This is a genomic window from Halanaerocella petrolearia (assembly GCF_054657875.1).
In genome coordinates this window covers 758,579-784,592 of sequence record NZ_BAAHXW010000001.1, presented here as the reverse complement: position 1 = coordinate 784,592, position 26,014 = coordinate 758,579, and the positions used below count along the sequence as shown (strand labels likewise).

Below are 26,014 nucleotides of genomic sequence, written 5' to 3'. Positions count from 1 at the left end.
TCAAAATTAAAATCATAGATATGTCTTAAATCATTAAAACATAGGGGATGTAAAGCTTTATTTCTTGGGTTTTAAAATTTTTAATTCCTATGAATCCTATGAATTCTGCGTGAAAATAAGCTGCTAACATACAACAGGTAGTTGATGGCTGTGTCACTAAAAGTGATACACTAGATCAATAAAAGGTAGAAATTAATACTTATACCTCACACTAACACTTATATTACTAGAAAGGGGTTAATGGTTATGGAATTAGAAGGTAAGTTATATTGGATGTGGTTGACTAAAGTTCCGAAATTAGGACCTAGAAGAATAAAAAAGTTGCTTGATTATTTTAAAGATGCTAAAGGAATTTGGACGGCTAGTAGAGAAGAACTAAATAACGTGTCAGGAATTGGTCCTTCAATCAGTGGGCAAATTATAGAATCTAAAGATAAATTTAATTTTGCTAGAGAATTAGAGCAGTTAAAGCAAGAAGAAGTTAAGGTTGTAACTTTAGGTGAAGAATGTTATCCTAAATTACTAAAGGAAATCTATGATCCACCACCTGTATTATATTATAAAGGTGAATTAATTAACCTAGAGCTGCCCTGTATTGCTATTGTAGGTTCAAGAAAATGTACAGATTATGGTCGACAGGTAGCTAAGAGATTAAGTCAACGTCTAGCTGAGATAGGAATTTCAGTAATTAGTGGTTTGGCTAGAGGTATAGATACTGCAGCTCATCAAGGTGCTCTACATACTGGTAGTACCTCTGCTATCTTGGGTTCAGGTTTAGATAGAATTTATCCACCAGAAAATAAAGGGATAGCTAAGCAGATTACAACTAGTGGTAGTCTCTTGACACCATTTCCTTTAGGAACATCTCCTGAAGCCAAACATTTTCCTGCCCGAAATCGAATTATTAGTGGTCTATCTTTAGGGACAATTGTAGTAGAAGCAGCACAAAAAAGTGGATCTTTAATTACAGCTAATCTAGCTTTAGAACAAGGTAGAGAAGTATTTGCTATTCCAGGTGATATTACTAAAAAGCAGAGTATAGGTACTAATGACTTAATTAAGACAGGAGCAAAATTAGTGCAAGATATTGATGATATTTTAGTAGAGTTACCTATAAAAAATAATAGAGCAGACACTAATGTTCAGACTAAAATAGATCAAAATAGGATTCATAATTTATCGAAGAAACAAAAACAAGTATATCGTAATCTTTCTATTAGTCCTCAACAGTTTGAAACTGTAATCAATAGTGTAGATTTAGATTCAGCTCAATTAAATTCGGTCTTACTTGAGCTTGAAGTTAAAGGATTAGTAGAGCAGTTACCTGGTAGGAAGTTTAAGTTAAGATCAGAAAAATGAGTCAGGAAGGGGTTTTATTAATGAATACTAGTGTATTCAAAATAATTAGTCATTTAGTAAAAAGAATGTTAAATAGTGAACAGGAAGCTGTAGATGAAGAAAAATTAATTAGTACTTTACAAGAAGAAGGATATGAGCTAAATGATATTAATCAAGCTTTTGAATTTATTTTTTCTTCTTCGGAAATAATAGATATGCCAGAAAAAATAACTGAAGATGATGATAATCAGGATAATGAAACAGAATCTAATAGATTAACTTCTAATGAAAATAAACAGCGAATTCTTGACTTTAGAGAAAGATTTAAGTTTAATTTAAATGTACAAGGAATTATTATTAAGCTAAACTATTTGAATTTGATTACAGAGGAGGAGTTAGAAACAGTTATAGCTAAGTCTGTTGCTACTCATAAGCCACGTCTTGATACATTAGATTTTTGGGAAGTATTAGAAGGAGAAATTGATGATGAATTTAAACTGACTGCTCTTGCAGAGGAGATTCCAGAATTTAGAATTATAAATGCAGGAGAAAGAGAGTATGCTCATTAAAGAAAAGATTATTGTTGGAATATGGAGGGATGACAGTGGCTAAAGATAAAAAATTAGTAATTGTAGAATCACCAGCAAAAGCAAAAACAATTAGTAAATTCTTAGGTTCTGATTATCATGTAGAGGCCTCTATGGGCCATGTAATAGATCTACCTAAGAGTCAGTTAGGTGTAGATGTAGAAAATGACTTTAAACCTAAATATATTACTATTAGAGGTAAAGGAAAGACATTACAGAAGCTAAAGCGTAAGGCTAAAAAGAGTGAAGGGGTTTTATTAGCAACTGACCCAGATAGAGAAGGTGAAGCTATTTCTTGGCATTTGGCCCATGCCTTAAAGATTGATGAAGAGGCCGATTGTCGAATAGAGTTTAATGAGATTACTAAGACTGCAATTCAGGATGCTTTAGAAGAACCGCGGTCAATTGATAAAGATAGAGTAGATGCTCAGCAAGCTAGAAGAATTTTAGATAGACTGGTAGGTTATAAATTAAGTCCTTTATTATGGAAGAAAGTAAAGAAAGGATTGAGTGCTGGTCGAGTTCAATCAGTAGCTGTTAGAATTATCTGTGAACGAGAAGAAGAAATTAAAGATTTTGATCCAAAAGAGTATTGGACATTAGATACTAAGCTTAAACCCCATCAAAAAGATGAATTTAAAGCTAAATTATATAGGGTTAATGATGAAAAGTTTGAATTAAATAATCAAGAGGAGACCAATCAAGTAGTAGCTGAGTTAAAAAAAGAAGATTTACAGATAGCTAAAGTTAAGGAAGGAAAGAGAAGAAGAAATCCATCTCCACCATTTACTACCAGTAGTCTCCAACAGCAGGCTTCTAATTATCTACATTTTAGTACTAAAAAGACAATGTATTTAGCTCAACAGTTATATGAAGGAATAGATTTAGGAGCTAAAGGGACAATTGGTTTAATTACTTATATGAGAACTGATTCGACTAGAATTTCTAAAGAGGCTCAAAGTGATACAAGAGACTATATATCAGATAATTTAGGAGATAAATATTCACCTGATCAGCCTAAGAAGTATAAAGCTAAATCAGGGGCCCAAGATGCACATGAAGCAATTAGACCGACTTCAGTTTATAGAACACCAAAGCAGATGAAAGAATATTTAGATACTCAACAATATAAATTATATAAATTAATTTGGGAGCGGTTTGTAGCCAGTCAAATGACACCTGCTATCTATAAAACTTTAAAAATTGATATTAAAGGTGATAAATATTGGTTAAGAGCCAATGGCTCTCGGCAGTTATTTCCTGGTTTTCTTAAGGTGGATACAACGAAGAAGAGTACAAAGGATAGAGAGCTGCCACAGTTAGAAGAAGGGGAAGAAATTAAGTTAAGTGATGTACTTCCAGAGCAACACTTTACTAAACCACCAGCTCGTTATACAGAAGCTAAGTTAGTGAAGACTCTAGAAAAGAAAGGGATTGGGCGACCTAGTACTTATGCTGCAATAGTGGGTACTATTGAAAAGAGAGGCTATGTAACTAAGGAGAATAAAAGATTTAAGCCAACAGAATTAGGAGAGATTGTTAATGAACTATTAGTTAAGCACTTTCCTAATGTAACTAATATTAAGTTTACTGCTCAATTAGAGGCTGATTTAGATATGATTGAGTCTGGAGAAAATAATTGGGTAGATGTCTTAAGTAGTTTCTATAGTCCATTTCATGAACGATTAGAGGAAGCGCGAGAAAATATGGAAAAGGTAGAGTTGGAAGAAGAAGAAACTGATGTTATTTGTGAAAAATGTGGTCAGAATATGGTTATTAAACATGGCCGATATGGTAAGTTCTTAGCTTGCCCAGGATTTCCTGACTGTAAGAATACTAAACCATTATTAGAAAAAGCAGGAGTTAAGTGCCCTGAGTGTGAAGATGGAGATGTTGTTAAGAGAAAGAGTAAGAAAGGTAGAGTCTTTTATGGATGTAGTAATTATCCAGATTGTGAGTTTATGACTTGGTACAAACCAATGGATAAAGAGTGTCCAGAATGTAAGAAGTTTTTAGTTAAAAAGGATACTAAAAAAGAAACTAAGTATTTCTGTATCAATAATGATTGTAATTATGAAAAGATTGTAGATTAGAGAATAAATAAGTTAGAATAAGGAATAAGAATTAACTAATAAAGGTTATTTATTCTTGGTTAACTATTACTTTTCTCGTTGGAGGGGTTAGAGATGATGGATGCAACAACAGTAATTGCTGTAAAGGATAGTGGGAAAGTAGCTCTAGCTGGTGATGGGCAGGTAACAATGCAACATACAGTAATGAAACATAGTGCTAATAAGATTAGACGATTACATAATAATGAGGTATTAGCTGGTTTTGCTGGAACAGCAGCTGATGCCTTTACTTTATTTGAGAAATTTGAAGGAAAATTAGAAGAATTTCATGGTAACTTAAAACGAGCAGCAGTTGAACTGGCTAAAGAGTGGCGGACAGATAAGATGTTAAGAAAGTTAGAGGCATTATTAATTGTAGCTAATAAAGACTCATTACTAGTGGTTTCTGGTACTGGTGATGTGATAGAACCTGATGATGGAGTTACAGCTATTGGATCAGGCGGTTCTTATGCTTTAGCAGCAGCTCGTGCTTTAATTGATTCAGCTGATTTATCTGCTGCTGAGATAGCTGAAAAGTCATTAGAGATTGCATCAGATATCTGTATCTATACCAATGACCATATTACTGTAGAAGAAATTTAAGGAGGTATAAAAGATGGAAGATTTAACTCCACAGGAGATAGTCAATAGGTTAGATAAATATATTGTTGGTCAAGATGAGGCTAAAAAATCAGTAGCAATTGCTTTAAGGAATAGGTATCGAAGAAAGAATTTATCAGCCGATTTACAGGAAGAAGTAATTCCTAAAAACATTTTGATGATTGGTCCAACAGGAGTAGGAAAGACGGAAATAGCTCGTAGATTGGCCAAATTAGCTAAAGCGCCTTTTATTAAGGTAGAAGTAAGTAAGTTTACAGAAGTTGGTTATATGGGTCGTGATGTTGAGTCAATGATTAGAGACTTAGTTCAAACTGCTATTAGAATGATTCAACAAGAGAAGATGTCAGAAGTAGAAGAGAAAGCAGTTGAAATGGCAGAAGAAAGAATTTTAGATACTTTATTACCACTGCCTAATCAACAGTCAAATAATCCTTTGCAAGGTTTATTTGGTAATTTTGAAGAAGACAATACTCAGACTACAGAGCAGAATGAACGTCTTCAGAGAAGTCGAGCTAAATTGCGTGAGAAGTTAGCTGCTGGAGAATTAGAGGAGCGGATGATTGAAATAGAAGTAGAAAAACAGAACTCTCAGATGGTTGAAATCTTTTCTGGGGCTGGAGTAGAAGAATTAGGAGTTAATTTTCAAGATATGTTTGGTGGGATGTTACCAAATCAAAAAGAAACAAAAAAAGTAACTGTTAAAGAAGCAAGAGATATACTAAAAGAAGAAGAGGCTCAGAAGTTAATTGATATGGATAAAGTTAGTCGGCAAGCAATTAAACGAGTAGAAGAATCAGGGATAATCTTTTTAGATGAAATTGATAAGATAGCTGGTAAAGAAGCAGGATCTAATCCAGATGTATCTCGAGAAGGGGTACAAAGAGATATCTTACCAATTGTAGAAGGTTCAACAGTCAATACAAAATATGGCTCAGTTAAGACAGACCATATTTTATTTATTGCAGCTGGTGCTTTTCATGTATCTAATCCAACTGATTTAATCCCTGAATTACAAGGTCGATTCCCAATTAGAGTCGAATTAAATAGTCTATCTAAAGATAACTTTAAAGAAATTTTAATTGAACCCGAACATGCTTTGACAAAACAATATAAAGCATTATTGGCTACTGAAGATTTAGAAATTGAATTTACTGAAGAAGCAATTGATGAATTGGCTGAGATTGCTTATCAAGTTAATGAACAGACAGAAAATATAGGAGCTCGAAGATTGCATACTATTGTAGAGAAACTATTAGAGGAACTTTCTTTTACAGCTCCAGAACTTAAGAAGGATAGAATTGAAATCAATCGTCAATATGTAAAAGATAGATTAGATGATCTAGTTAAAGATAAAGATTTAAGTAAATATATTCTCTAAGTTCTTTATAATCTGAAATAAAAATTAAATTTAGATATAATTATTTAAGTTATTCTAGGTTTTGATATACTGGGCTGACTGACAAAACAGTTAGTTATTAAGGAGGACATATTGATGGAACAATTACTTACTAAAACACGTAAGATAAATAGATTAATTCAGCGCTCTGCTGGTCATCCAGTTGATTTTGCAGAAATGGCTAAAGTGTTAAGAGAAACTATTAGAGCTAATGTTTATTTAGTAGACCAAGGTGGAGAAATTTTAGGACATAACTTGGTAGATGAATTTGAATGTGACCTAATGTTAAAAGAGGTAATTAACCAGAATAAATTTCCTAGAGAATATAATGACTGGTTATTAGGAATCTATCATACTCAATCTAATTATGAGCAAAAACATGGTTCATGTGTCTTTAAAGAGGCTAAAGATTGTTTATTTAAGCATAAACTAACGACTATTGTACCAATTAATGGTGGAGGAGAAAGATTGGGTACTTTGATTTTAGCTAGATTTGATAAAGAGTTTGAATCTAGTGATTTATTATTAGCTGAATATGCAGCTACTGTAGTTGGTATGGAGATTTTAAGATTAAAGAGTAAAGAAAGAGAGAAAGCAGCTCGTAAAAAAGCAGCAGTTCAGATCGCTATAGATACTTTATCTTATTCTGAATTAGAGGCTGTAGAGCATATTTTTGAAGAACTTGATGGCACAGAGGGTTTACTGGTAGCTAGTAAAATTGCAGATAGAGTAGGCATTACTCGTTCAGTAATTGTTAATGCTCTTCGTAAGTTTGAAAGTGCAGGAGTAATTAAGTCTAAGTCATTAGGTATGAAAGGAACACATATTAAAGTATTAAATGATTATTTACTAGACGAGTTAAAGAAATTAAATTAGCTTTACAGGTGTGGGTTGCCCACACCTGTTTTTTAATTTGTAAGATAAATATATCATATCATTGTAAATGAAACACTTATCGAAGGGTAGAGTCGCAAAGATGGCATAATTGCGTCAGACTACTAAATAGAGTATATGCCCCCCTATACCTTTTATAAGGGGGTTATTGTTTTAAGTGATTCTTTGGATAATGTTTTAAAGTAAAATTATAGATTAGACAAAATCATACATAATTGCAGTAATAATCATTTTTTTATCTATAATATAAGATAATTTTTTAAAAATGCAGGAATATTGGAAATAGGTATTGAATTAATAAAAGGTAGCAGTAGCTTTTCAGAAAGAAGTTCTTAAACAAAGATATTTAAATGGATGGATATTAAAGTAAAAAATAAATATATTACATCCTCGTAAATGGCACACTTATCGAAAGGTAGGGTCGCAAAGCTTTTGAGTCTATGGCGTAATTGCTAAGACCGTCAGGTTACCAAATGGAGTATATGAAACCCCTATATCTTTTTATGAGGATAGGGGTTATTGTTTTATTATGTAATTTTTTAGGGTAATATTCCAAATTAATATTGAAAATGATGCATAATAAGATATAATTATACATAATTGGGATAACAACTATTTTTTTCCTATAATACAAGATTAGTTTCTTAAAAATTGCAGGAATATTATAAATATATATTGAAGTTTTAAAAAGGGATAGTAATTTAAAGGGAGGTTTCAGATGAAGTTGTTTGATCAAAACTTTAGTGTGTTACAAAAATCATTAGATGGTTTACAAAAAAGACATAAAACAATTGCTAATAATATCTCTAATGCTGATACTCCAGGTTATAAGAGAAAAGGAGTCAGCTTTAAAGGTCAATTGAATAAAGTATTGAATCAAGACTATGATTTGGAAGTAACTAATAAAAGACATATATCTTTAAATAGCAGGAGTTTAGAGTCTGTAAAGCCTAAGATGTATACAGAAGAAGATACCAAGGTCAGAAGTGATGGTAATAACGTTAGTATAGATGCTGAAATGTCTAAGTTAGCTAAGACTAATTTAGAATATCAAGCTGTTACTAAGCAACTGGCTAATAAATTTCGCCGAATAGAGAATGTAATTAAAAAGGGAGGTAAATAGTAATGTCAATGTTTAAAGGGATTGGTATTAGTGCCTCAGGTTTGACAGCTCAAAGATTAAGAATGAATACTATTTCAAGTAATATTGCTAATGCTAATACAACTCGTACAGAAGATGGTGGCCCTTACCGTCGTAAGATGCCTGTCTTTAAAGCGAGATTACAAGAAGAATTAGCATCTAAAGAAGAGAATGTAAATGGAGTAGAGGTGACTAATATAGAAGAGAGTAATAAACCACCTAAGTTAGTTTATAAACCTGAACATCCAGATGCTAATGAAGCTGGTTATGTAAAGATGCCTAATGTAAATGTTGTATCAGAGATGACAGATATGATGTCAGCTACTAGGTCTTATGAGGCAAATGTAACTGCTTTGAATTCAGCTAAAAAAATGGCTAAGAGTGCACTTGAACTTGGATAAAGGAGGGGTATAAATGAAAGTTGACAAGCTGTCTAATTCTAATTTGATGAAAATAAATCAGAAATTATCTGATAGTAGTGAAGAAAAGAAAAATAAAACTTCTTTTACTAATATGTTAAAACAATCCCTACAAAAGACGAATAATCTACAACATCAAGCCAATCAAGCCAGTCAAGATTTGGCTTTAGGAAAAGCTGATAGTGTTCATGAAGTAATGATAGCTGCTCAAAAAGCTAAAATATCTTTAGATTTAACAACAGAAGTAAGAAATAAAGTAGTTGATGCCTACAAGGAGATTATGAGGATACAAGTCTGATGGGATGGTCACTAGGATTGAGGTGTAAATATGGTTGAAAGTTTTGCAGAGCTAAAAGAGCAGTTTTTAAAATTATGGACAGGGTTAGATAAGAAAACTAAGATTATAATTGGCGCTTCAATTATTGCTACTATTATTGCTATATTTATTTTGGTTAATTGGGCTAGTCAGCCTGAATATAAGGTATTATTTAATAATTTATCTAATAAAGATGCTGGAGTAATAGTTGAAAAGCTAAAGGAAAAACAGGTTTCATATAAATTAGAAAATAAAGGTTCTGTTATTTTAGTACCTAGCCAAAAAGCCCATCAACTTAGGTTAGAATTAGCTGGAGATGGATTACCGACTGGCGGAGTAACTGGTTTTGAGCTTTTTGATCAGACCCAGATAGGAACTACTGACTTTCAACAGAAAGTTAATTATAATCGAGCCTTATCTGGTGAACTATCAAGGACTATTAAACAATTTGAGAATATTAGTTATGCTAGGGTGCAGATTACTCCGGCTCAAAATAGTATTTATAAAGAACAGTCCAAACCAGCTAAAGCTTCTGTATTTCTAAAATTAAATGGATACCAAGACATTAGTAAGAATCAAGTACAGTCGATTGCTAATTTAGTAGCTAGTAGTGTTAAAGGCTTAAAGGCTAATAAAGTAACTATTGTTGATACAGCAGGTAATTTACTGTCTGCTAAATTAGATAATCAAGATGAAAGCTCAAAATCTAATTATGACCAGTTAGAAACTCAAGATAAATTTGAAGAAGAGATAGAACAAGATTTAAATGTAATGTTGACTAAAGTGTTAGGAATAAATAATTTTGTAGTTAAAGTTAATGCTAAACTTAATTTTGATCAACGTAGCATAAATAAAACAGAGTATGAACCAGTAGTTGATGATCAAGGTATTGCACGTAGTAAACAAGTTAAAGAGGAAAGTGAAGAGGGAACGTCTAGTCAGCCTGAAGGAGTTCCTGGTACAACTTCTAATTTACCTCAATACAAAGTAGATAATAAAAAACAGCAGAGTAGAGAAAGTTCAGAATCAGTTGTTAATTATGAGATTAATAAGAAAATAGAAAAGTATGTTCAATCACCTGGAGCTTTAGAGAGATTATCTGTTTCAGTAATTGTAAATCAAGAGTTAAAGCAAGAGAATAAAGAGTCAATCACTGAAGCTGTTTCTGCAGCAGTTGGCTATAATGAGCAACGTGGTGACGAAATTAAAGTTGTAGGAATGAAGTTTGATAATAGTTTACAGAAGAAGACAGATCAAGCTATAGCTGCTGAAGAAGCAGAACAGAGAAGTTTCTTATATACACTAGCAGCTATTGTAGGGGCTTTAATCTTAGTTGTAGTCTTTTTATTATATAGAAATAGAGAAAGTGACGAGACAGAAGAAATTGAGCCAGGACAGGAGATTGATTATGTAGCAGGTGATGGAACTGAAGAATATGCCGCTACAGAGGAGATGGATTCTGAAGAAAGTGAATTACAGAAAGCACAGCGCGAAATACGTAATTTAACACAAGAACAACCAGAAGAGATAGCAGAATTAATTAAAAGTTGGATGGACGAGTAAAGGAGGATAGAAGATGCAACACCAACAGTTATCAGGTAAGCAGAAGGCTGCTATTTTGATGATCTCTTTAGGACCAGATGCTTCAGCAGAAGTTTTCAAGCATTTAAGTGATGAAGAGATTGAAGAATTAACGTTAGAAATTGCTAATTTAGACCAGGTATCTGCTGAAGTTAAAGAAGAGGTGTTAAGTGAATTTCATCAGATGTGTGTAGCCTATGACTATATTAGTCATGGTGGTATGGATTACGCTAAAGAAGTGTTAGAGAAGGCTTTAGGTGAATCGGAGGCTAGTAGTGTTATTGACCGATTGACTGCTTCTTTGCAGGTAAGACCTTTTGATCAGTTAAGAAAGACAGATGCTGATCAGATTCTAAACTTTATCCAGAGTGAACATCCTCAGACGATTGCTTTAATTTTGGCTTATTTAGATCCTGAACAGTCGGCTAGTATTATGTCAGGGTTGCCCGAGGATAAACAGATGGAAGTAGCAAAGAGGATTGCTGTTATGGAGCGTACTTCTCCTGATGTAATTCGAGAAGTAGAACGGGTTCTAGAACAGAAACTATCTTCTCTAATGACTAATGAATATTCTCAGGCTGGCGGACTTGACTCTATTGTAGAAATTTTGAATTTATCTGATAGAAGTACTGAGAAACGAATTTTAGAAGAACTTGATGGTGATGATCCTAACTTAGCAGAAGATATAAAACAGAAGATGTTTGTATTTGAAGATATTACTATATTAACTGATCAAGATATTCAACAGGTATTACGTGAAGTAGATACAGATAATTTAGCTTTAGCTCTTAAGGCAGCTAGTGATGAAGTAGCCAATAAGATTTTTGATAATCAGTCTAAACGTGCTGCTGAAATGTTGAAAGAGAATATTGAGTATCTTGGCCCAGTGCGAATTAGTGATGTAGAAGAAGCTCAACAGGAGATTGTGAATAAGATTAGAAAATTAGAAGAAGATGGAGATGTTGTAATTGATCGTGGTGGAGGAGATGAAGTAATTGAGTAATGTAATTAAGTCTAATCAGATTAAATCCGGTAGAAAATTTGATTTTAAAGATGGCTTACAGAAGAAAGAAGAGACTTCTCCGCAACAGTCCGTAACTGAAGTTGAAACTACTGCAGCTGAAGCTAAAGAAATTATAGCTGAGGCTGAATCAGAAGCTCAACAGATACTACAGAAAGCTAAAGATGAAGCAGAGGAAATTAGGAGTCAAGCTAGGCAAGAAGCGGAAGAAGAAATAGAGTCGGCTTTAAATGATGCTAAAGAAAGAGGTTATCAAGAAGGTTTTAAACAGGGCCAAGCCGAAGCTAAAGACGAGGCTATAACAGAGTTTAAGCAATTTTTAGCTAACTTAGAGCATAAGACAGACCAATTTTCTGCTTTAGTAGATAAAGAATTGACTCAAACTAGTGAAGAAGTTATTCAATTGGCTCTAGCTATTAGTGAAAAGATAGTTAAATGTAAGTTTAGTTTAGATCAAGAGTCAATCAAAACTTTAGTACAGGAAGTACTAAAGTTAATAGATGATGATAAATCTGTTAAACTAAGGGTTAATCCTGATGATCTGGAAGTTTTAGCTGATGCTAAAGAAGAATTACTGGCTACTAATAGTATAGAAGAGGTTGATTTGATTACTGATCCTAATATTGAATTAGGTGGATGTATTGTAGAAACTGATTTTGGTGGTATTGATGCTACTATTTCTTCACAGTTAAATCAATTAGAAGAAAAGTTAAGGGCAGGGATGGTAGATGAGTAAAGCACTACCTATAAATAATCTATTAGATATTGTAGACTCTACTTCTACTGTAAGATGTTTTGGTAAGGTTAAGCGGGTAGTAGGTTTAACAATTGAGTCGGAAGGGCCAACTGTCCACTTAGGAGAACTCTGTTTGATTCATCCTAAGTTTAATGAAGAGCCTATCAAAGCGGAAGTAGTAGGCTTTAAAGAAAATAATGTGTTATTAATGCCTTTAGGTGATATGAAAGGAATTAGTCCAGGTTGTAAAGTATTTGCTACAGGAGATTCACTTCAAGTTGAGGTTAATGAAGAATTATTAGGGCAAGTATTAGATGGTTTAGGTAATCCGTTGTCTGAATCTGATTTTGATATTTCAGGAATTAATTATCCAGTCGATAATGAACCACCTGATCCTTTAGCTAGACAAAGAATTACTGAACCTTTATCATTAGGTGTTAGAAGTTTAGATGGTTTATTAACCTGTGGTAGAGGCCAGAGAATGGGTATCTTTGCTGGTAGTGGTGTTGGTAAGAGTACTCTGTTAGGGATGATTGCTCGTAATACTACAGCTGATATAAATGTAATTGCCTTAATTGGTGAACGAGGACGAGAGGTACGTGAATTTATTGAAGAAAGCCTTGGCCCAGAAGGATTAGCTAGATCAGTAGTGGTAGTAGCTACTTCTGACCAACCAGCTTTAGTGAGGTTGAAAGGAGCTTTAGTAGCTACTAGTATTGCTGAATATTTTAGAGATCAAGGTAATGATGTAATGTTAATGATGGATTCAGTGACTCGTTTTGCTATGGCACAACGTGAAGTAGGATTAGCAGTAGGAGAACCTCCAGCAACTAGAGGTTATACTCCTTCTGTTTTTGCTCTATTACCTAAATTATTAGAGCGAGCAGGAGCAGGAGAAGAAGGAACGATTACAGGATTATATACTGTATTAGTTGAAGGAGACGACATGAATGAACCAATTGCTGATGCAGTGCGAGGAATCTTAGATGGACATATTGTCTTATCTCGAGATTTGGCAGCTCAGAATCATTATCCAGCTATTGATATCTTAGAAAGTGTCAGTCGAGTGATGAATGATATTGTCAGTGCTGAACATAAAGAGGCAGCTAGTAAGCTAAGAGAGGTCTTAGCTACTTATGAAGATTCTAAGGATCTAGTTAATTTAGGTGTCTATGAAGAAGGCAGTGATCCTAAATTAGATTATGCTTTGGAAAAGTTAGAAGCAGTCAATAATTTTTTACGGCAGGGAGTTCAAGAAAGCAGTAGTTATCAAAAGACAGTTGAGTGGTTAGTTAATATCTTTGCTGGAGAGTGATATAATTGAAAGAATTTGAATTTAGGCTGCAGTCTTTGTTAGATCTAAGAGAACAAGAAGAGCAAGCAATTCAAAAAGAACTATTTGAAGTTAAAAGCAAATACAGAGAGATAAAAACTGAACTTGATGATATAAAACAACAGAAGAGAGACTGGCAAGAAAAGTTGACTACAGAAACAGAGCAAGGAATCAGTTGTAATGACTTGATTAGGTATCGAAATTATATAGAATATCTAATAGATGAAACTGAAGAATTAAAACTTCAACTTGATTATTGGCAACAGAAAGTAGAAGACTGTCAACAGAAATTATTAGATAAAATGAAGGAACGTAAAACTCTATCTAAATTGAAAGAAAAGAGATATAACAAATATCAGAAGGAATTTTTACAGGAACAACAGAGGATAGATGATGAGATAGCAATTAATAACTTTAACCATCAGGCTAATTAAAAAATCTGGAGGAGTAGCTATGAAGAAAAAGTTTTTTCTGACAGTTATAGCATTAGTTCTTTTATCTGGTCTAACCCTATATTTATTAGATTTTTTTGAGGTATTTACTTTTGCTGATCTACAACAGAAAGCTATAACAAAAGCAGAGCAGATTCCAGCAGTAAAAGAATATCTTGTTTCTAAGGAAAAAAATAAAGATTTAAATAATAAATTGAATCAGACTAATTCTAAATTAGAAGAGATGAAACAGAAGAATAAACAATTATTAGATCAATTACAGCGTAAAGATAATAATATTAAACAGCAGCAGAGTAAAATTAATGCTCTAGAAGATAAACTACAGCAGCAACAACAGAAGAAAGCAGATTATAGTAAAAAGGTGCAACGATTAGCAGAGGTTTATAGTAATATAGAACCTAATAAGTCAGCAGATATTCTGCCTAAATTAAAATCGCAATTAACAATAGATATTTTAGAAGAGATGGACCAAGATAATGTAGCTGAGATTTTAGAATTGATGCCAACTGAAGTAGCGGTCGAAATTTCTACTCAATTGTCTAATTAGAAAGGAGGTGAGAATAGCAAGTGGGTTTAAGCGGACAAATGATGAATTTAACGCAGTTAGGTAGTAAACCACAAGTTAGTTCTCAATCGTCAGCTTCAGCTAGAACTAATGAATCAGATTCTAAAGATGATTTTTTATCTTCTTTACAAAAAAAGCTAGATTCTTCATCAAATAGTAAAGAGATAAAGAAAGCTTTACAGGAGAAGGTAGAAGACAGAAAGAAAGAAGATAGTGTTAAAGAAGAAGATATAGCAGAATTGATTAGTTTATTACAGAATTTATCTCCTAAGTTAAAACAGAAATTAGTTTCTAGCTCTAATGATATTGATAAAAAAATGTTACAGAATTTACAGCAACAATTACAACAGTTATTATCTAATTCTAGTGAGGCAAATAAATTAGATTTAAATAAACTTAAATCTAATTTGACTTCTCTGTTAGATGGTCTAAAGAAGGTTGAACAGCAATTTAAATTACAATTTAATGAAACTAAAGATGCTAATAAATTACAGAAGATGTTGTCTCAATTAAATGGTCAAGTGACAAAGAAGCCTTCTGAAAATAAGCAACCCCAAAATATATTCAAACAACAAGGAAAATTTAATAGAAATTCAACTGATAAGAGTAATGCTGAAGTAGTAAAAGATAATTCAAATAGTAAGAGTAATTCGGAAGTGCTAAAAGATAATCTATCTTCGACTAGTAAGCAACAGAAGGGTGCTACTGATCAAGTTTTTGAGAAAGTACAGCCTGATATGCAAGGTAAAGGAGATATAGCAACTTCTAAACTAGATCAACAAGATAGTGGAAAAATCAATCCAGAGTTTGCAACTGTTAATAATATTAAATCAGATCAAGCGCAAGCTACCCAAAAAAGTTCTTCAACCAACTTTAATACAAAGTTAAACTTTAAAAATATACTACAGCAGATTACAGATAAAACTAATGTCTTTGCTAATAAAGTAGGAGAAAAGATCAATCTTCAGTTGCAGCCAGAGTCTTTAGGTAAATTACAGATTCAATTAGGAGTTAAAGATGGTGCTATGACAGCTAAAATATTAGCTGAGAGTAGTAATGTTAAGGAGTTATTAGATGGTAATTTGGCTAAGTTAAAGACAGCTTTAGAACAGAAAGGATTACAGATAGAACAGATTGATCTAGCAGTTGGTGATGAAGGTGGAGAGTTGGCCCAGCAGCAATTTGGAGAAAGTAGGCAACAGCAATTTCAGTTTCAGCAAGAAGAAAGAGAAGAATTTGACTTGTCTTTAGAAGAGTTAGAAGAATCTAAAGTAGACACAAAGAATAATCAAGAAGAAGCAATTAATGATGAAAATGTTGATTATGTAGTTTAAAGGAGGTGGCATAGTGGAGTCAATCCAGTCTACTACTCAGTCTAATCAAACATCTAGTGCTTATAAACAAAATAATTTAGATCAAGCTGGTTTGGGTAAAGAGGATTTTTTGAAGTTATTAGTGACTCAACTTAAGAATCAAAATCCTATGAAACCTATGAAAGATAAGGAGTTTATGGGCCAAATGGCTCAGTTTAATTCCTTAGAGCAGATGCAGAGTTTAAATAATACTATGTCTAATTTTGTTAAGTACCAACAATTATCTCAAACAAGTAGCTTAATTGGTAAAAAAGTTGAAGTTCTTGATAATAAAACGGGTGCTACTGCTACAGGAAAAGTTGAAAAAATAGATATGTCTAGTTCTAATCCTCAAGTAGTAGTTAATGGCGGGAAATATCCAGTAGTTAATATTCAAGAAGTAGTAGCTACAGAGTAAGTTAAGAAAATAATTTAATGGGGGTATGAACCTATGTTACGTTCTATGTATGCTGGTGTATCTGGTTTAAAGGCACATATGGATAAGATGGATATTGTAGGCAATAACATTTCTAATGTTAACACAACTGGTTATAAAGCAAGTAGAGCTACTTTTAAGTCAATGTTGAGTCAGACAATTCAGGGAGCTTCTTCTCCTCAAGATGATCGTGGTGGTACTAATCCACAACAGATTGGTTTAGGTACTACTTTAGGTAGTATTGATAAAGATATGAGCCAAGGTAACTTAAAATCTACAGGACGTAGTACTGATCTTGCTATTCAAGGGAATGGCTTTTTTGTAATGAATGGCGGTGGAGCTAATAAGTATACACGGGCTGGTTCAATGAGTTTTGATAAAGATGGTTATCTAGTAAATTCTACTAATGGGTATCGGTTACAAGGATGGCAAGCAGATACTAAAGGGAATATTAATACTAATGGTGATCTAGAAGATATTACATTAAAACAGTCTATGGAAGCAGAAGCAACAGATGAAGTTACTTATGCAGGGAACTTAGATCCTACTGCCACCCATACAGTTACTAAGGAAATATCTAGTGGTGGAAAAAATTATGATGTTACTTTTGAATTTACTAAAGATATTGCTAATGACGAATGGAATTATAAGGTTTCTAAAGTAGCTGGAGAAACTCTTGATTCTGATAGTGAAGGAACAGTCACTTTTAATTCAGATGGTAGTTATAATAGTGCAACTGTAAGTGACATTGAACTTAAGGATGGAGCTGGAGGAACTATTAATATTCCTGAGGCTGATATAACTAATAGTAGTGGTGAATTTAGTAATGTAATTTCTGAAGAACCTGATCCTAATGTGAGGACTACTACTGTTAACCTTTATGATTCTCAAGGAACTGAACATACTGTAGAATTAGAATTTAGCAAGACGAAGACCGATAATGAATGGAAGTATAATATAAATAATATTTCTAAAGGTAAGAATATTGATCTTAATGGGACGGGAGGAACTAGTGGAACAGTTACCTTTGATAAAGATGGTAATATAAAATCTGGAGGAACTGCTACATTAGAATTCCTGCCGACTACTGGTGCAGCTCCAGGCGGAAATCCTAATCAAAAAGTTACACTTGATTTTTCTGATATGACTCAGTATTCTAGTTCAATGACAGCAGATGTAGATACTATTAATGGTTATCAAGCTGGTTCACTAGAGAAGTTTTCAATTGGTCAATCAGGAAAAATCACTGGATTTTATGATAATGGTCAACGCCAAACAGTTGGACAAGTAGCAGTTGCTACCTTTAATAATCCAGCTGGTTTAAATGAAGAAAGTGATACAATGTTTGGAACTTCTAATAACTCTGGACCAGCTAAAATAGGTGCTCCTAATTCAGGTGGCTTTGGTACTTTGAGTGCTGGTACTCTAGAGATGTCAAATGTTGATTTATCTAGTCAATTTACAGAAATGATTACTACTCAACGTGGTTTTCAGGCTAACTCTAAGACGATTTCTACTTCTGATCAGATACTACAAGAGTTAGTTAATCTAAAAAGATAGTAATTAAAATTAGGGAAGGGGAATTATCTCTTCCCTTTTACTTTAATTATTAAAGTGATATAAAGTAGCACTTCGTATCATGGCTATCAGCTATCTGTCGTCAGTTGTTAGCTAAGTTAAATTCAAGACACAGATACAGTTGGATTCTTTAAAATATAGTAATTTTAAAGGTTTAGTTTTTTAATTTAAAGGTTTTGAATTGACTCATAGCTCAAAGCACATGACTCACAACTATATCAATAATACTTAGTTTCAATAGGGAGTGAGTAGTAATTATTAAGTTAACCAGGTTAAATGATTCTGAATTTGTAGTTAATGCAGAACTAATTAAGACTATTGAGGCCACACCTGATACAGTAGTTAATTTAACCACTGGTCAATGTTTAATTGTTAAAGAGGATGTAGATGAGGTGATCAAGAAAGCAATTAACTACAGAAGACAGATTCAATTTCAGCCAGAATAGGAATGGGGTGTTAGATTGTGGATTTGGATTTTGCATCAATTGTAGGTTTAATTTTGGGTTCAGCTCTGATTATTATGGGTATGTTTTTACAGGGTAATATTATGATGTATGCTAGTGCTACCTCTGCTTTAATCGTTTTTGGTGGTACTTTAGGTGGTATTATATTAGCTTATTCTTTTGATCATTTAAAGGATGCCTTCGGGGCTTTAAAAGTAGTATTCTCTGAGCAAGAAGATGAAGCTAGTGAAGTAATATCTACTTTAGTTAGTTTTGCTGAAAAGGCTAGACGAGAAGGATTATTAGCCTTAGAAGAAGAAAGTTCACAGTTAGATGATGAGTTTTTACAGAAAGGGATTCAATTAGTGGTAGATGGTACGGATCCTGAACTGGTTAAAAGTGTTTTGCAGACTGAGCTTGATTTTATGAAAGAACGTCATTCAATTAATTGTGGTGTTTTTAGCAAAGCAGGTGAAATCTGTCCTGCTTTTGGAATGGCGGGTACTTTAATTGGTTTGATAGGAATGTTAAGTAAGTTAGATAGTCCTGATCAATTAGGAAGCGGGATGGCTACTGCTTTAATTACTACTTTTTATGGATCTTTAGCAGCTAACTTAGTTTTTATTCCTGTTGCTGAAAAGTTGAAAGTAAAGAGTGAAGAAGAAATTTTAATCAGACAAGTAATGATTGAAGGAATCCTATCTATTCAGGCAGGGGAAAATCCAAGAATTGTTGAAGAGAAATTAAAGGCTTTCTTAGCTCCAAATTCTCGGTCTCAACTTAATCAAGAAGAGGCGGTGAATGCTAATGCCACAGGATAAAAAGGATTCAGATGATAGTGGGTCAGATTGGATGACTACTTATGCTGATATGGTTACTTTACTAATGGCTTTTTTTGTTATGTTATATTCTTTCTCTTCATTAGATGCTAATAAATTTCAGATGATGGTACAGGGATTACAAGGAAAGCTTGGTGTATTAGAAGGTGGTAAGACTATTTCCCAATCTAAAATGATTGAGAAAGGCTTAAATTCACCTAATATAAGTAGTCGTCTTAATAATCTTCAGCAGAAAGTTTCTAGTTATGTTCAAGAAAATAATTTACAGAATGATATTAATTTGGCTATTGATGAAAGAGGTTTAACAATTAGATTTAGTGGTAAAGTATTATTTGATTTAGGCAGGGCAGAGATTAAATCAGATTCTAAAGAGATTTTAAATCAGATAGCTGGATTTATTAAGACTGTGCCTAATAATGTAACAGTAGAAGGACATACTGATAATTTACCAATTAGTAATTCAAAATTCCCTTCTAACTGGGAGTTATCTACTACTAGAGCTACCAATGTAATTCGTTATTTTATTGAACAAGATGATATTGATCCTAGTAGGTTATCTGCAGCAGGATATTCGAAATATAAACCAATTCATCCTAATAATACTCGTCAGCATCGGGCCTTGAATCGTCGAGTAGATGTTGTTATTTTAAAGATGGACCAGGAGAAGAAGGAGGATCTAGTTAATGAGTGAAGAAAATAATGGGACGAATTATATTTTACTTGGAGTAATAGTTTTATTATCAGTAGGTTTAGCTATGGGTGGATCTTATTTTATGCTTATGAAGTTTGGTGGTATCAATAATGACCAACCAAAACAAGAAGAGAAGACTGCTAAAAAATTAGGGCCAACTTCTAAGTTGAGTCAGTTTCTAGTTAATCTAGCTGATGGTAGGCAATATGTAAAAGTAAATATTGTTTTTGAATTAAGTAGTGAAGAGGTCATTAAAGAAATAAAGAATCGTAAACCACAGATTAGAGATAATATTATTTCTATTTTAAGGACAAAAACTTATAAAGAAATTACTTCTAAAAAAGGAACTAGAAATTTAAGAACAGAGATTATGAAACAGATCAATAAATTTTTATTGAAAGGAAAAGTAACTAATGTCTTCTTTACTGAGTTTGTTGTACAGTAAAGTACGCCTTGAAATACAAACTATTAAGGTGTGTAATAAGTAGGGGGTAGCAGTATGTCATCAGATCGAGTCTTAACCCAAGAAGAAATAGATTCTTTGTTAGATGCTATGTCTTCGGGAGAAGTGGAAGCAGATGATTTAAAAGAAGGAGAAGAACAGAATGTTCAAGTATATGACTTTAAACATCCTAATAAATTATCTAAAGATCAATTAAGAACTTTACGTATGATCTATGAAGGATTTGGCCGTCTATTTAGCACTGCTATCTCAACTCAACTAAGAACTATGGGTAAGATTGAGGTAGCTTCAATTGAACAATTATCCTACGATGAATTTGTTCGATCATTACCCCAGCCTACAGTAATGGCTATTTGTGATTTTAATCCTTTTCATGGTGAATTTATTATTGAGATGAATCCGAAAATAGCTTTTTCAATTGTTGAACGAACTTTTGGTGGGGCTGGACAGTTAGGTGATAATGAAGTCAGAGAATTTACAGATATTGAAGAAGTAGTTTTAAAGAAGATTACAAAAAGTTTTTTAGAGAGTTTTGGTGAAGCCTGGGAAAATGTAGCTGATTTAAGACCTAGATTAAAAGAATTAGAATCAAATCCTCAGTTTACGCAGATAGTTCCCGGTAATGATATGGTAATTTTAGCTACTTTTAATGCTTATATTGGTAATACAGAAGGGTTGATAAATGTCTGTATTCCTTATATTGTTTTAGAACCAATTGTATCTAAGTTGAGTGCTCAATATTGGTTTTCGGCTACTAGAAATGAAGCAGATGAAGAGAGTTTAGAACAACTAAAAAAGGGGTTAGGTAAGGCCGACTTACCTGTTGAAGTAGAATTAGGTAAGACAAGTATTAAAGTTAGAGAATTATTGCAATTGAATCAAGGTGATGTATTACGTTTAGATACTAAAGCTGATGAAGAATTAACTATTAATGTTAATCAACAAGAGAAGTTTAAAGGTAAACCAGGAAAATTAGGTAGTAAATTAGCAGTAGAGATTATATCTGCTATATCTGAAGAGTAGTGGGAGGGAGAAAGTAATGAATGATGAGGTTTTGTCGCAAGATGAAATTAATGCGTTATTAAATGATGATGAAGATGATAATTCAGGAGATGAATTAGTATCAGATTTTGCTAAAGATGCCCTTGGTGAAATAGCTAATATATCAATGGGTTCAGCAGCAACAGCACTATATGGTTTATTGAATAAGAAAGTTGAAATTACTGCTCCTAAAGTAGAGATTAACACTTTACAGAATTTAATTGATAGCTATGCGCGACCTTGTGTTGTAGTAGATGTTCAATATGTAGAAGGCTTAGAAGGTAGTAATCAGATGATTTTAGAAATAGAAGATGCAGCAGTAATTACTGATTTAATGATGGGTGGCGATGGAACTGAACCTCCAGGCGAATTAGATGAGATGCATATGAGTGCTGTAGGAGAAGCTATGAATCAGATGATGGGTTCTGCGTCTACGTCCATGTCTGATTTTTTTGCTGGAGATAAAGTAAATATTTCTCCACCAGAAGCAGATTTATTAGAGATGAATGAGGAGAGTTTCGACTTAGAAGGGATTTCTCCTGATGATGAGATTGTGCAGGTCGTTTTTGATATGCATATTGAAGATTTAGTCGATAGTCAAATTGTACAGGTAATGAGTATAGAATTTGCTGAACAGCTGGCAGATGGTTTAATGGATTCTAATCAAGAACAACAGTCTCAATCAACAGGTCAACAGGCAGTAAAGCAACAGACAACAAATCAACAACAGCAGCCAGCAGGTCAAGCTCAACAACAGAATAGTCATCCACAGCAGAATCAACAGTCTAATAATCAACCAAGACAACAGCGTCAACCTAGACAGTCTCAACAGCCAAGACAGCAAAATCAACAACCTAATGTAGAAGTACAACAAGTCGAATTTGATAATTTAGGTAACGAGCCAAATGCTGGTTCTCAACATGATATTAGTTTGATTCAAGATGTTGATTTAGAATTAACTGTTAGACTAGGTAAAGCTGAAATGTCAATTAAAGAGATTCTTGATTTAGGACCAGGTTCAGTGATTGAACTAGATCGGTTAGCTGGTGAGGCAGTAGATTTATTAGTTAATGGGAAATTAATTGCTCAAGGTGAAGTTGTTGTCATTGATGAGAACTTTGGCTTTAGGGTAACAGATATTGTCAGTTCAGAAGAGAGGTTAAAAAGGTTATAATAATAGATAGGGACTGATATTATGAATTATACTCTAGAGTTAATTAAAGTTATAGCTATTTTAGGACTTGTTTTAGGACTATTTTATCTAGTGGTTAAATTACTCAAGAATAACTATTTAGTCAATCAGACCAATCAGTTGCAAGTATTAGAAAGATGCTATTTAAGTAATAATCAAGTGATTTATTTAATCAAAGTAGTTGATGATATTTGGTTGGTAACAGCAACAGAAGATAACTTAGAATTTATTCAACAGGTTGAGTTAAATGAAGCAGAAATAAATACTGTTTCAGAGAATAATTTATTAAATCTGTTACAGAAAGGTAAGGATGAAACTGATGAAAGTTAGATATCAGTTAATAGGATTATTAATTATAGTTGGTTTATTGGTGACACAGGGGACTGCTATAGCTGCTCCTCAATTTGAAATTCCTAGTTTAAAGTTTGAAGTTGGAGGAGCAGGTTCTCAACCACAGAACCTGGCTTTATCATTAAGAATTCTACTATTATTGACAGTTTTGACTTTAGCACCAGCAATTTTAATTCTAGTAACTTCTTTTACTAGAATTATTGTTGTCTTATCGTTATTACGTAGGGCTTTAGCGACGCAAAGGATGCCACCTAATCAGGTCATAATTGGGTTGGCTATTTTTCTAACTATCTTTATTATGGCTCCAGTAGGTCATCAGATCAATCAAAATGCTTTACAGCCTTATTTAGCTAAAGAGATAGACCAGGGTACAGCTTTAGAGAAAACATTAAATCCATTACGTGATTTTATGTTTAAACAGACTAGAGAGAAAGATATTGCTTTATTTGTTAATTTAGCTGAAATAAAACAGCCTGAAAATCCTAATGGGCTACCAACCTATATTTTAGTGCCAGCCTTTATAATTAGTGAATTAAAGACAGCTTTTCAAATTGGTTTTATGATTTATCTTCCTTTTATTGTTATTGATATGATTGTGGCTAGTACTTTAATGTCAATGGGGATGATGATGTTACCTCCAGTTATGATCTCCCTACCCTTCAATTACTTTTTGTTTTAGTTGATGGTTGGTATTTAGTTATTAAGTCATTAGTTGAAACATTTAATTAGCTTAAGAATGCTAAGGAGTGAAATAAGTGAATCAATTATTAGTAATTGAGTTAGGTCGGAAAGGACTGTTAACAGTAATTAAGGTAGCTACTCCTATGTTGGCTCTAGGAATGGCAACAGGACTTGCTGTTAGTATTTTTCAAGCTACTACTCAGATCCAGGAACAGACTCTAGCTTTTGTGCCTAAGATTTTGGCTGTTATGGTGGCAATTTTAGTTTTTGGCCCTTGGATGTTAAATGTACTATTAGATTTTGTTCATAATTTATTTGTTAACATTCCTCAATATGTTAATTGATAGGAGAATTTGAGATGAATGAGCAGCAATTATTACGCTGGATTTATTATGTCAGCTTAGTGATCACTAGAATTATAGGTTTATTTGTAATAGCTCCTATTTTTGGTAGTAAAGCCCTGCCTAGACGATTAAAAGTAGGTATGATAGTTATCTTAGCTATTCTTTTAATTAATATAATTCCTTTACCTGAAGGAAGGATACCAGAGTTAGGAATATTAGGGTTAGAATTAATTACTGAATTTATAATTGGACTAATAATGGGTTTTATTTTATCACTTATTTTTACAGCTATTCAATTGGCTGGCCAGTTTATTGATCGACGAATGGGATTTGCTATGGCTAATATTTTAGATCCCCAAAGTGGTACTCAAGTTCCATTAGTAGGTCAATATAAGAATATATTAGCTACTTTAGTATTTTTAAGTTTCAATGGTCATCATAAGATATTAAAATTGTTAGCTAAGAGCTTTGAGTTAATAAAGTTAGGTCAATTTCATTCATCTATTGATCTTTTTAATCTATTATTGAGAATTATCGGTGATTTGATTCCTTTAGGATTTAGAATTGCATTACCTTTACTGGCAACTTTATTTATAGTTGATTTGGCTTTTGGTTTAATAGCTAGAACAGTACCACAGTTGAATATTTTTATTTTAGGGCTACCGCTTAAGTTATTTGTAGGTTTGCTGATGTTAATTATTACTTTGCCTAATTATATTAGTTTATTAGAAGATGTTTTTGGAGAAGGTTTTAGTAATTTATATAATGTTTTAGAGTTAATTGGTAAATAAATAATTATTTTTAACTGTCAACTCTACACTGTTAACTATAAATTATATAAAAGAGGGGGAATATTATGGCTGATGAAGAGAAGACCGAAGACCCCACCCCCAAACGGAGACAAGAGGCAAGAGAAGAAGGACAAGTTGCTAAAAGCCAAGAGTTAAATAGTGCTTTGACTTTATTATTTAGTTTTCTAACTTTTTATTTTTTAATGTCTTATATGATGCAGAAATTAATTGTTTTCTGCAATAAAATATTTACTGAAGATTTGACTATGAAATTATCTAGCCATAATTTTCATACTTTATTAATAGAACTTATGCTATTTATGTTTAAATTAATAGCTCCTTTGATGTTTACTGTAACTGCAGTTGGGGTTTTAGTCAATTATCTACAGATTGGAGTTCTTTTTTCGCCTAAAATTTTGATCCCAGATTTCACTAAATTAAATCCTATTTCTGGAGCTAAACAGTTATTTTCTAAGCGTTCTTTGGTAGAGTTAATAAAATCTTTGCTAAAGATAGGAATTACTGCTTATATATGTTATATTACTATTAAAGGAGTTATCCCTAATTTAGTTTTGTTAGCCAATGGTAAAGTTAAGAGCTCATTGTCTTTACTTGCTGATACGAGCTATTCTTTAGGAATTCGAGTCAGTGCTATATTTATTGTTTTAGGAATAGTTGATTTATTTTATCAAAAATGGGAACATGAACAACAGTTAAAGATGAGCAAGAAGGAAGTTGAAGAAGAAAAAAAGCAGACTGAAGGTAACCCTGAAGTCAAGTCTAAACGAAAAGAGAAACAACAGGAGATGGCTCAGAGTAGAATGATGCAGGATGTTCCTGATGCAGATGTGGTAATTACTAATCCAACCCATATTGCTGTAGCACTAAAGTTTAATATGGATACAATGGATGTTCCAGTAGTAGTAGCTATGGGCCAAGATGAAGTAGCCCAAAAGATAAAAGAAGTTGCCCGAGAAGAAGATGTTGAAGTTATAGAAGAAAAACCATTAGCTAGAGCACTATATAGCATGGTGGAAATAGGAGATGAAATTCCTAATGAGTTATATCAGGCAGTAGCTGAGATATTAGCCTATGTTTATCAAATGGAGCAACAGGTATAAATTGATAATGAACAATTAATAATTGACAATTGAAATTTGAAATCTTCTGAGATCAAGGTCGAGGTTGAGGTTAAGATTATGCTTTAGATATAGAAAGTTAAAATCTATTAAATTAAGAAGTTTATTTATGATTTTCCTTAGACTCAGCCTTAACCTTAATCTTAGAATGGTTTTTATTTT

General features: G+C 33.0%; 28 protein-coding genes, 1 pseudogene and 1 riboswitch. All 29 genes and pseudogenes read left to right on the top strand.

Features of this window, described 5'->3' with window-relative positions; genetic code table 11:
* Window positions 1-246: 246 nt before the first annotated feature.
* Window positions 247-1,359: a DNA-processing protein DprA gene (dprA, locus tag ACYQ39_RS04000; protein WP_459840581.1), complete on the top strand. Its 1,113-nt coding sequence runs from the start codon at window positions 247-249 to the stop codon at window positions 1,357-1,359.
* A gap of 20 nt (window positions 1,360-1,379) precedes the next feature.
* Entirely contained in the window at window positions 1,380-1,907 is a 528-nt protein-coding gene (locus ACYQ39_RS03995) for a DUF494 family protein (RefSeq protein WP_459840580.1), read from the top strand.
* Window positions 1,908-1,936: 29 nt separating this feature from the next.
* The gene (gene topA, locus ACYQ39_RS03990) at window positions 1,937-4,018 is read left to right on the top strand and encodes a type I DNA topoisomerase (RefSeq protein WP_459840579.1); all 2,082 of its coding nucleotides are present in this window, start codon (window positions 1,937-1,939) and stop codon (window positions 4,016-4,018) included.
* A gap of 93 nt (window positions 4,019-4,111) precedes the next feature.
* A complete protein-coding gene (hslV, locus tag ACYQ39_RS03985; RefSeq protein ID WP_459840578.1) occupies window positions 4,112-4,639 on the top strand; it encodes an ATP-dependent protease subunit HslV in 528 nt (175 codons plus the stop codon).
* A gap of 13 nt (window positions 4,640-4,652) precedes the next feature.
* The gene (hslU, locus tag ACYQ39_RS03980; RefSeq protein WP_459840577.1) at window positions 4,653-6,035 is read left to right on the top strand and encodes an ATP-dependent protease ATPase subunit HslU; all 1,383 of its coding nucleotides are present in this window, start codon (window positions 4,653-4,655) and stop codon (window positions 6,033-6,035) included.
* 114 nt (window positions 6,036-6,149) lie between these two features.
* Window positions 6,150-6,929: a GTP-sensing pleiotropic transcriptional regulator CodY gene (codY, locus tag ACYQ39_RS03975; protein ID WP_459840576.1), complete on the top strand. Its 780-nt coding sequence runs from the start codon at window positions 6,150-6,152 to the stop codon at window positions 6,927-6,929.
* A gap of 406 nt (window positions 6,930-7,335) precedes the next feature.
* Window positions 7,336-7,421: riboswitch (cyclic di-GMP riboswitch) on the top strand.
* A 244-nt stretch (window positions 7,422-7,665) separates the two neighbouring features.
* Complete coding sequence (gene flgB / locus ACYQ39_RS03970) at window positions 7,666-8,070, top strand: flagellar basal body rod protein FlgB (protein WP_459840575.1); 405 nt, start codon at window positions 7,666-7,668, stop codon at window positions 8,068-8,070.
* A gap of 2 nt (window positions 8,071-8,072) precedes the next feature.
* Window positions 8,073-8,489, top strand: a complete 417-nt coding sequence (gene flgC / locus ACYQ39_RS03965) for a flagellar basal body rod protein FlgC (RefSeq protein WP_459840574.1) — start codon at window positions 8,073-8,075, stop codon at window positions 8,487-8,489.
* Window positions 8,490-8,502: 13 nt separating this feature from the next.
* The gene (gene fliE, locus ACYQ39_RS03960; RefSeq protein ID WP_459840573.1) at window positions 8,503-8,805 is read left to right on the top strand and encodes a flagellar hook-basal body complex protein FliE; all 303 of its coding nucleotides are present in this window, start codon (window positions 8,503-8,505) and stop codon (window positions 8,803-8,805) included.
* Between the two features lie 30 nt (window positions 8,806-8,835).
* Entirely contained in the window at window positions 8,836-10,386 is a 1,551-nt protein-coding gene (gene fliF / locus ACYQ39_RS03955; RefSeq protein WP_459840572.1) for a flagellar basal-body MS-ring/collar protein FliF, read from the top strand.
* A gap of 13 nt (window positions 10,387-10,399) precedes the next feature.
* Window positions 10,400-11,407 (top strand): flagellar motor switch protein FliG, encoded by a 1,008-nt coding sequence (gene fliG, locus ACYQ39_RS03950; RefSeq protein WP_459840571.1) that lies wholly within the window; start codon window positions 10,400-10,402, stop codon window positions 11,405-11,407.
* A complete protein-coding gene (locus ACYQ39_RS03945; protein WP_459840570.1) occupies window positions 11,400-12,161 on the top strand; it encodes a FliH/SctL family protein in 762 nt (253 codons plus the stop codon). The genes fliG and ACYQ39_RS03945 overlap by 8 nt, the downstream gene beginning before the upstream one ends.
* A complete protein-coding gene (fliI, locus tag ACYQ39_RS03940; protein ID WP_459840569.1) occupies window positions 12,154-13,476 on the top strand; it encodes a flagellar protein export ATPase FliI in 1,323 nt (440 codons plus the stop codon). Before ACYQ39_RS03945 ends, fliI begins: the two co-directional genes overlap by 8 nt.
* A 5-nt stretch (window positions 13,477-13,481) precedes the next feature.
* Window positions 13,482-13,928 carry a flagellar export protein FliJ gene (fliJ, locus tag ACYQ39_RS03935; RefSeq protein ID WP_459840568.1) on the top strand — a complete coding sequence of 149 codons (447 nt, stop codon included), beginning with the start codon at window positions 13,482-13,484 and terminating at the stop codon, window positions 13,926-13,928.
* A 19-nt stretch (window positions 13,929-13,947) separates the two neighbouring features.
* On the top strand, window positions 13,948-14,493 hold the full coding sequence (locus tag ACYQ39_RS03930) for a MotE family protein (RefSeq protein WP_459840567.1): 546 nt from the start codon (window positions 13,948-13,950) through the stop codon (window positions 14,491-14,493).
* A 20-nt stretch (window positions 14,494-14,513) separates the two neighbouring features.
* Window positions 14,514-15,845: a flagellar hook-length control protein FliK gene (locus ACYQ39_RS03925; RefSeq protein ID WP_459840566.1), complete on the top strand. Its 1,332-nt coding sequence runs from the start codon at window positions 14,514-14,516 to the stop codon at window positions 15,843-15,845.
* Window positions 15,846-15,858: 13 nt separating this feature from the next.
* Window positions 15,859-16,281 (top strand): flagellar hook capping FlgD N-terminal domain-containing protein, encoded by a 423-nt coding sequence (locus ACYQ39_RS03920; protein ID WP_459840565.1) that lies wholly within the window; start codon window positions 15,859-15,861, stop codon window positions 16,279-16,281.
* A gap of 33 nt (window positions 16,282-16,314) precedes the next feature.
* On the top strand, window positions 16,315-17,859 hold the full coding sequence (flgF, locus tag ACYQ39_RS03915; protein WP_459840564.1) for a flagellar basal-body rod protein FlgF: 1,545 nt from the start codon (window positions 16,315-16,317) through the stop codon (window positions 17,857-17,859).
* Window positions 17,860-18,131: 272 nt separating this feature from the next.
* Complete coding sequence (locus tag ACYQ39_RS03910) at window positions 18,132-18,323, top strand: flagellar FlbD family protein (protein WP_459841642.1); 192 nt, start codon at window positions 18,132-18,134, stop codon at window positions 18,321-18,323.
* 23 nt (window positions 18,324-18,346) lie between these two features.
* A complete protein-coding gene (locus ACYQ39_RS03905) occupies window positions 18,347-19,141 on the top strand; it encodes a motility protein A (RefSeq protein ID WP_459841640.1) in 795 nt (264 codons plus the stop codon).
* Window positions 19,122-19,850 carry an OmpA/MotB family protein gene (locus ACYQ39_RS03900; protein WP_459840563.1) on the top strand — a complete coding sequence of 243 codons (729 nt, stop codon included), beginning with the start codon at window positions 19,122-19,124 and terminating at the stop codon, window positions 19,848-19,850. The genes ACYQ39_RS03905 and ACYQ39_RS03900 overlap by 20 nt, the downstream gene beginning before the upstream one ends.
* On the top strand, window positions 19,843-20,295 hold the full coding sequence (locus ACYQ39_RS03895) for a flagellar basal body-associated FliL family protein (protein WP_459840562.1): 453 nt from the start codon (window positions 19,843-19,845) through the stop codon (window positions 20,293-20,295). Before ACYQ39_RS03900 ends, ACYQ39_RS03895 begins: the two co-directional genes overlap by 8 nt.
* A gap of 54 nt (window positions 20,296-20,349) precedes the next feature.
* Entirely contained in the window at window positions 20,350-21,336 is a 987-nt protein-coding gene (fliM, locus tag ACYQ39_RS03890; protein ID WP_459840561.1) for a flagellar motor switch protein FliM, read from the top strand.
* Between the two features lie 16 nt (window positions 21,337-21,352).
* Window positions 21,353-22,528, top strand: a complete 1,176-nt coding sequence (gene fliY, locus ACYQ39_RS03885) for a flagellar motor switch phosphatase FliY (protein ID WP_459840560.1) — start codon at window positions 21,353-21,355, stop codon at window positions 22,526-22,528.
* Window positions 22,529-22,549: 21 nt separating this feature from the next.
* Window positions 22,550-22,876, top strand: a complete 327-nt coding sequence (locus ACYQ39_RS03880; protein ID WP_459840559.1) for a flagellar biosynthetic protein FliO — start codon at window positions 22,550-22,552, stop codon at window positions 22,874-22,876.
* A pseudogene (gene fliP / locus ACYQ39_RS03875) lies at window positions 22,866-23,626 on the top strand (flagellar type III secretion system pore protein FliP). Before ACYQ39_RS03880 ends, fliP begins: the two are co-directional and overlap by 11 nt.
* Window positions 23,627-23,652: 26 nt before the next feature.
* Window positions 23,653-23,922 (top strand): flagellar biosynthesis protein FliQ, encoded by a 270-nt coding sequence (fliQ, locus tag ACYQ39_RS03870; protein WP_459840558.1) that lies wholly within the window; start codon window positions 23,653-23,655, stop codon window positions 23,920-23,922.
* Between the two features lie 14 nt (window positions 23,923-23,936).
* A complete protein-coding gene (gene fliR / locus ACYQ39_RS03865; protein ID WP_459840557.1) occupies window positions 23,937-24,713 on the top strand; it encodes a flagellar biosynthetic protein FliR in 777 nt (258 codons plus the stop codon).
* A 65-nt stretch (window positions 24,714-24,778) separates the two neighbouring features.
* Entirely contained in the window at window positions 24,779-25,834 is a 1,056-nt protein-coding gene (flhB, locus tag ACYQ39_RS03860) for a flagellar biosynthesis protein FlhB (protein ID WP_459840556.1), read from the top strand.
* The last annotated feature ends 180 nt before the right edge of the window (window positions 25,835-26,014 follow it).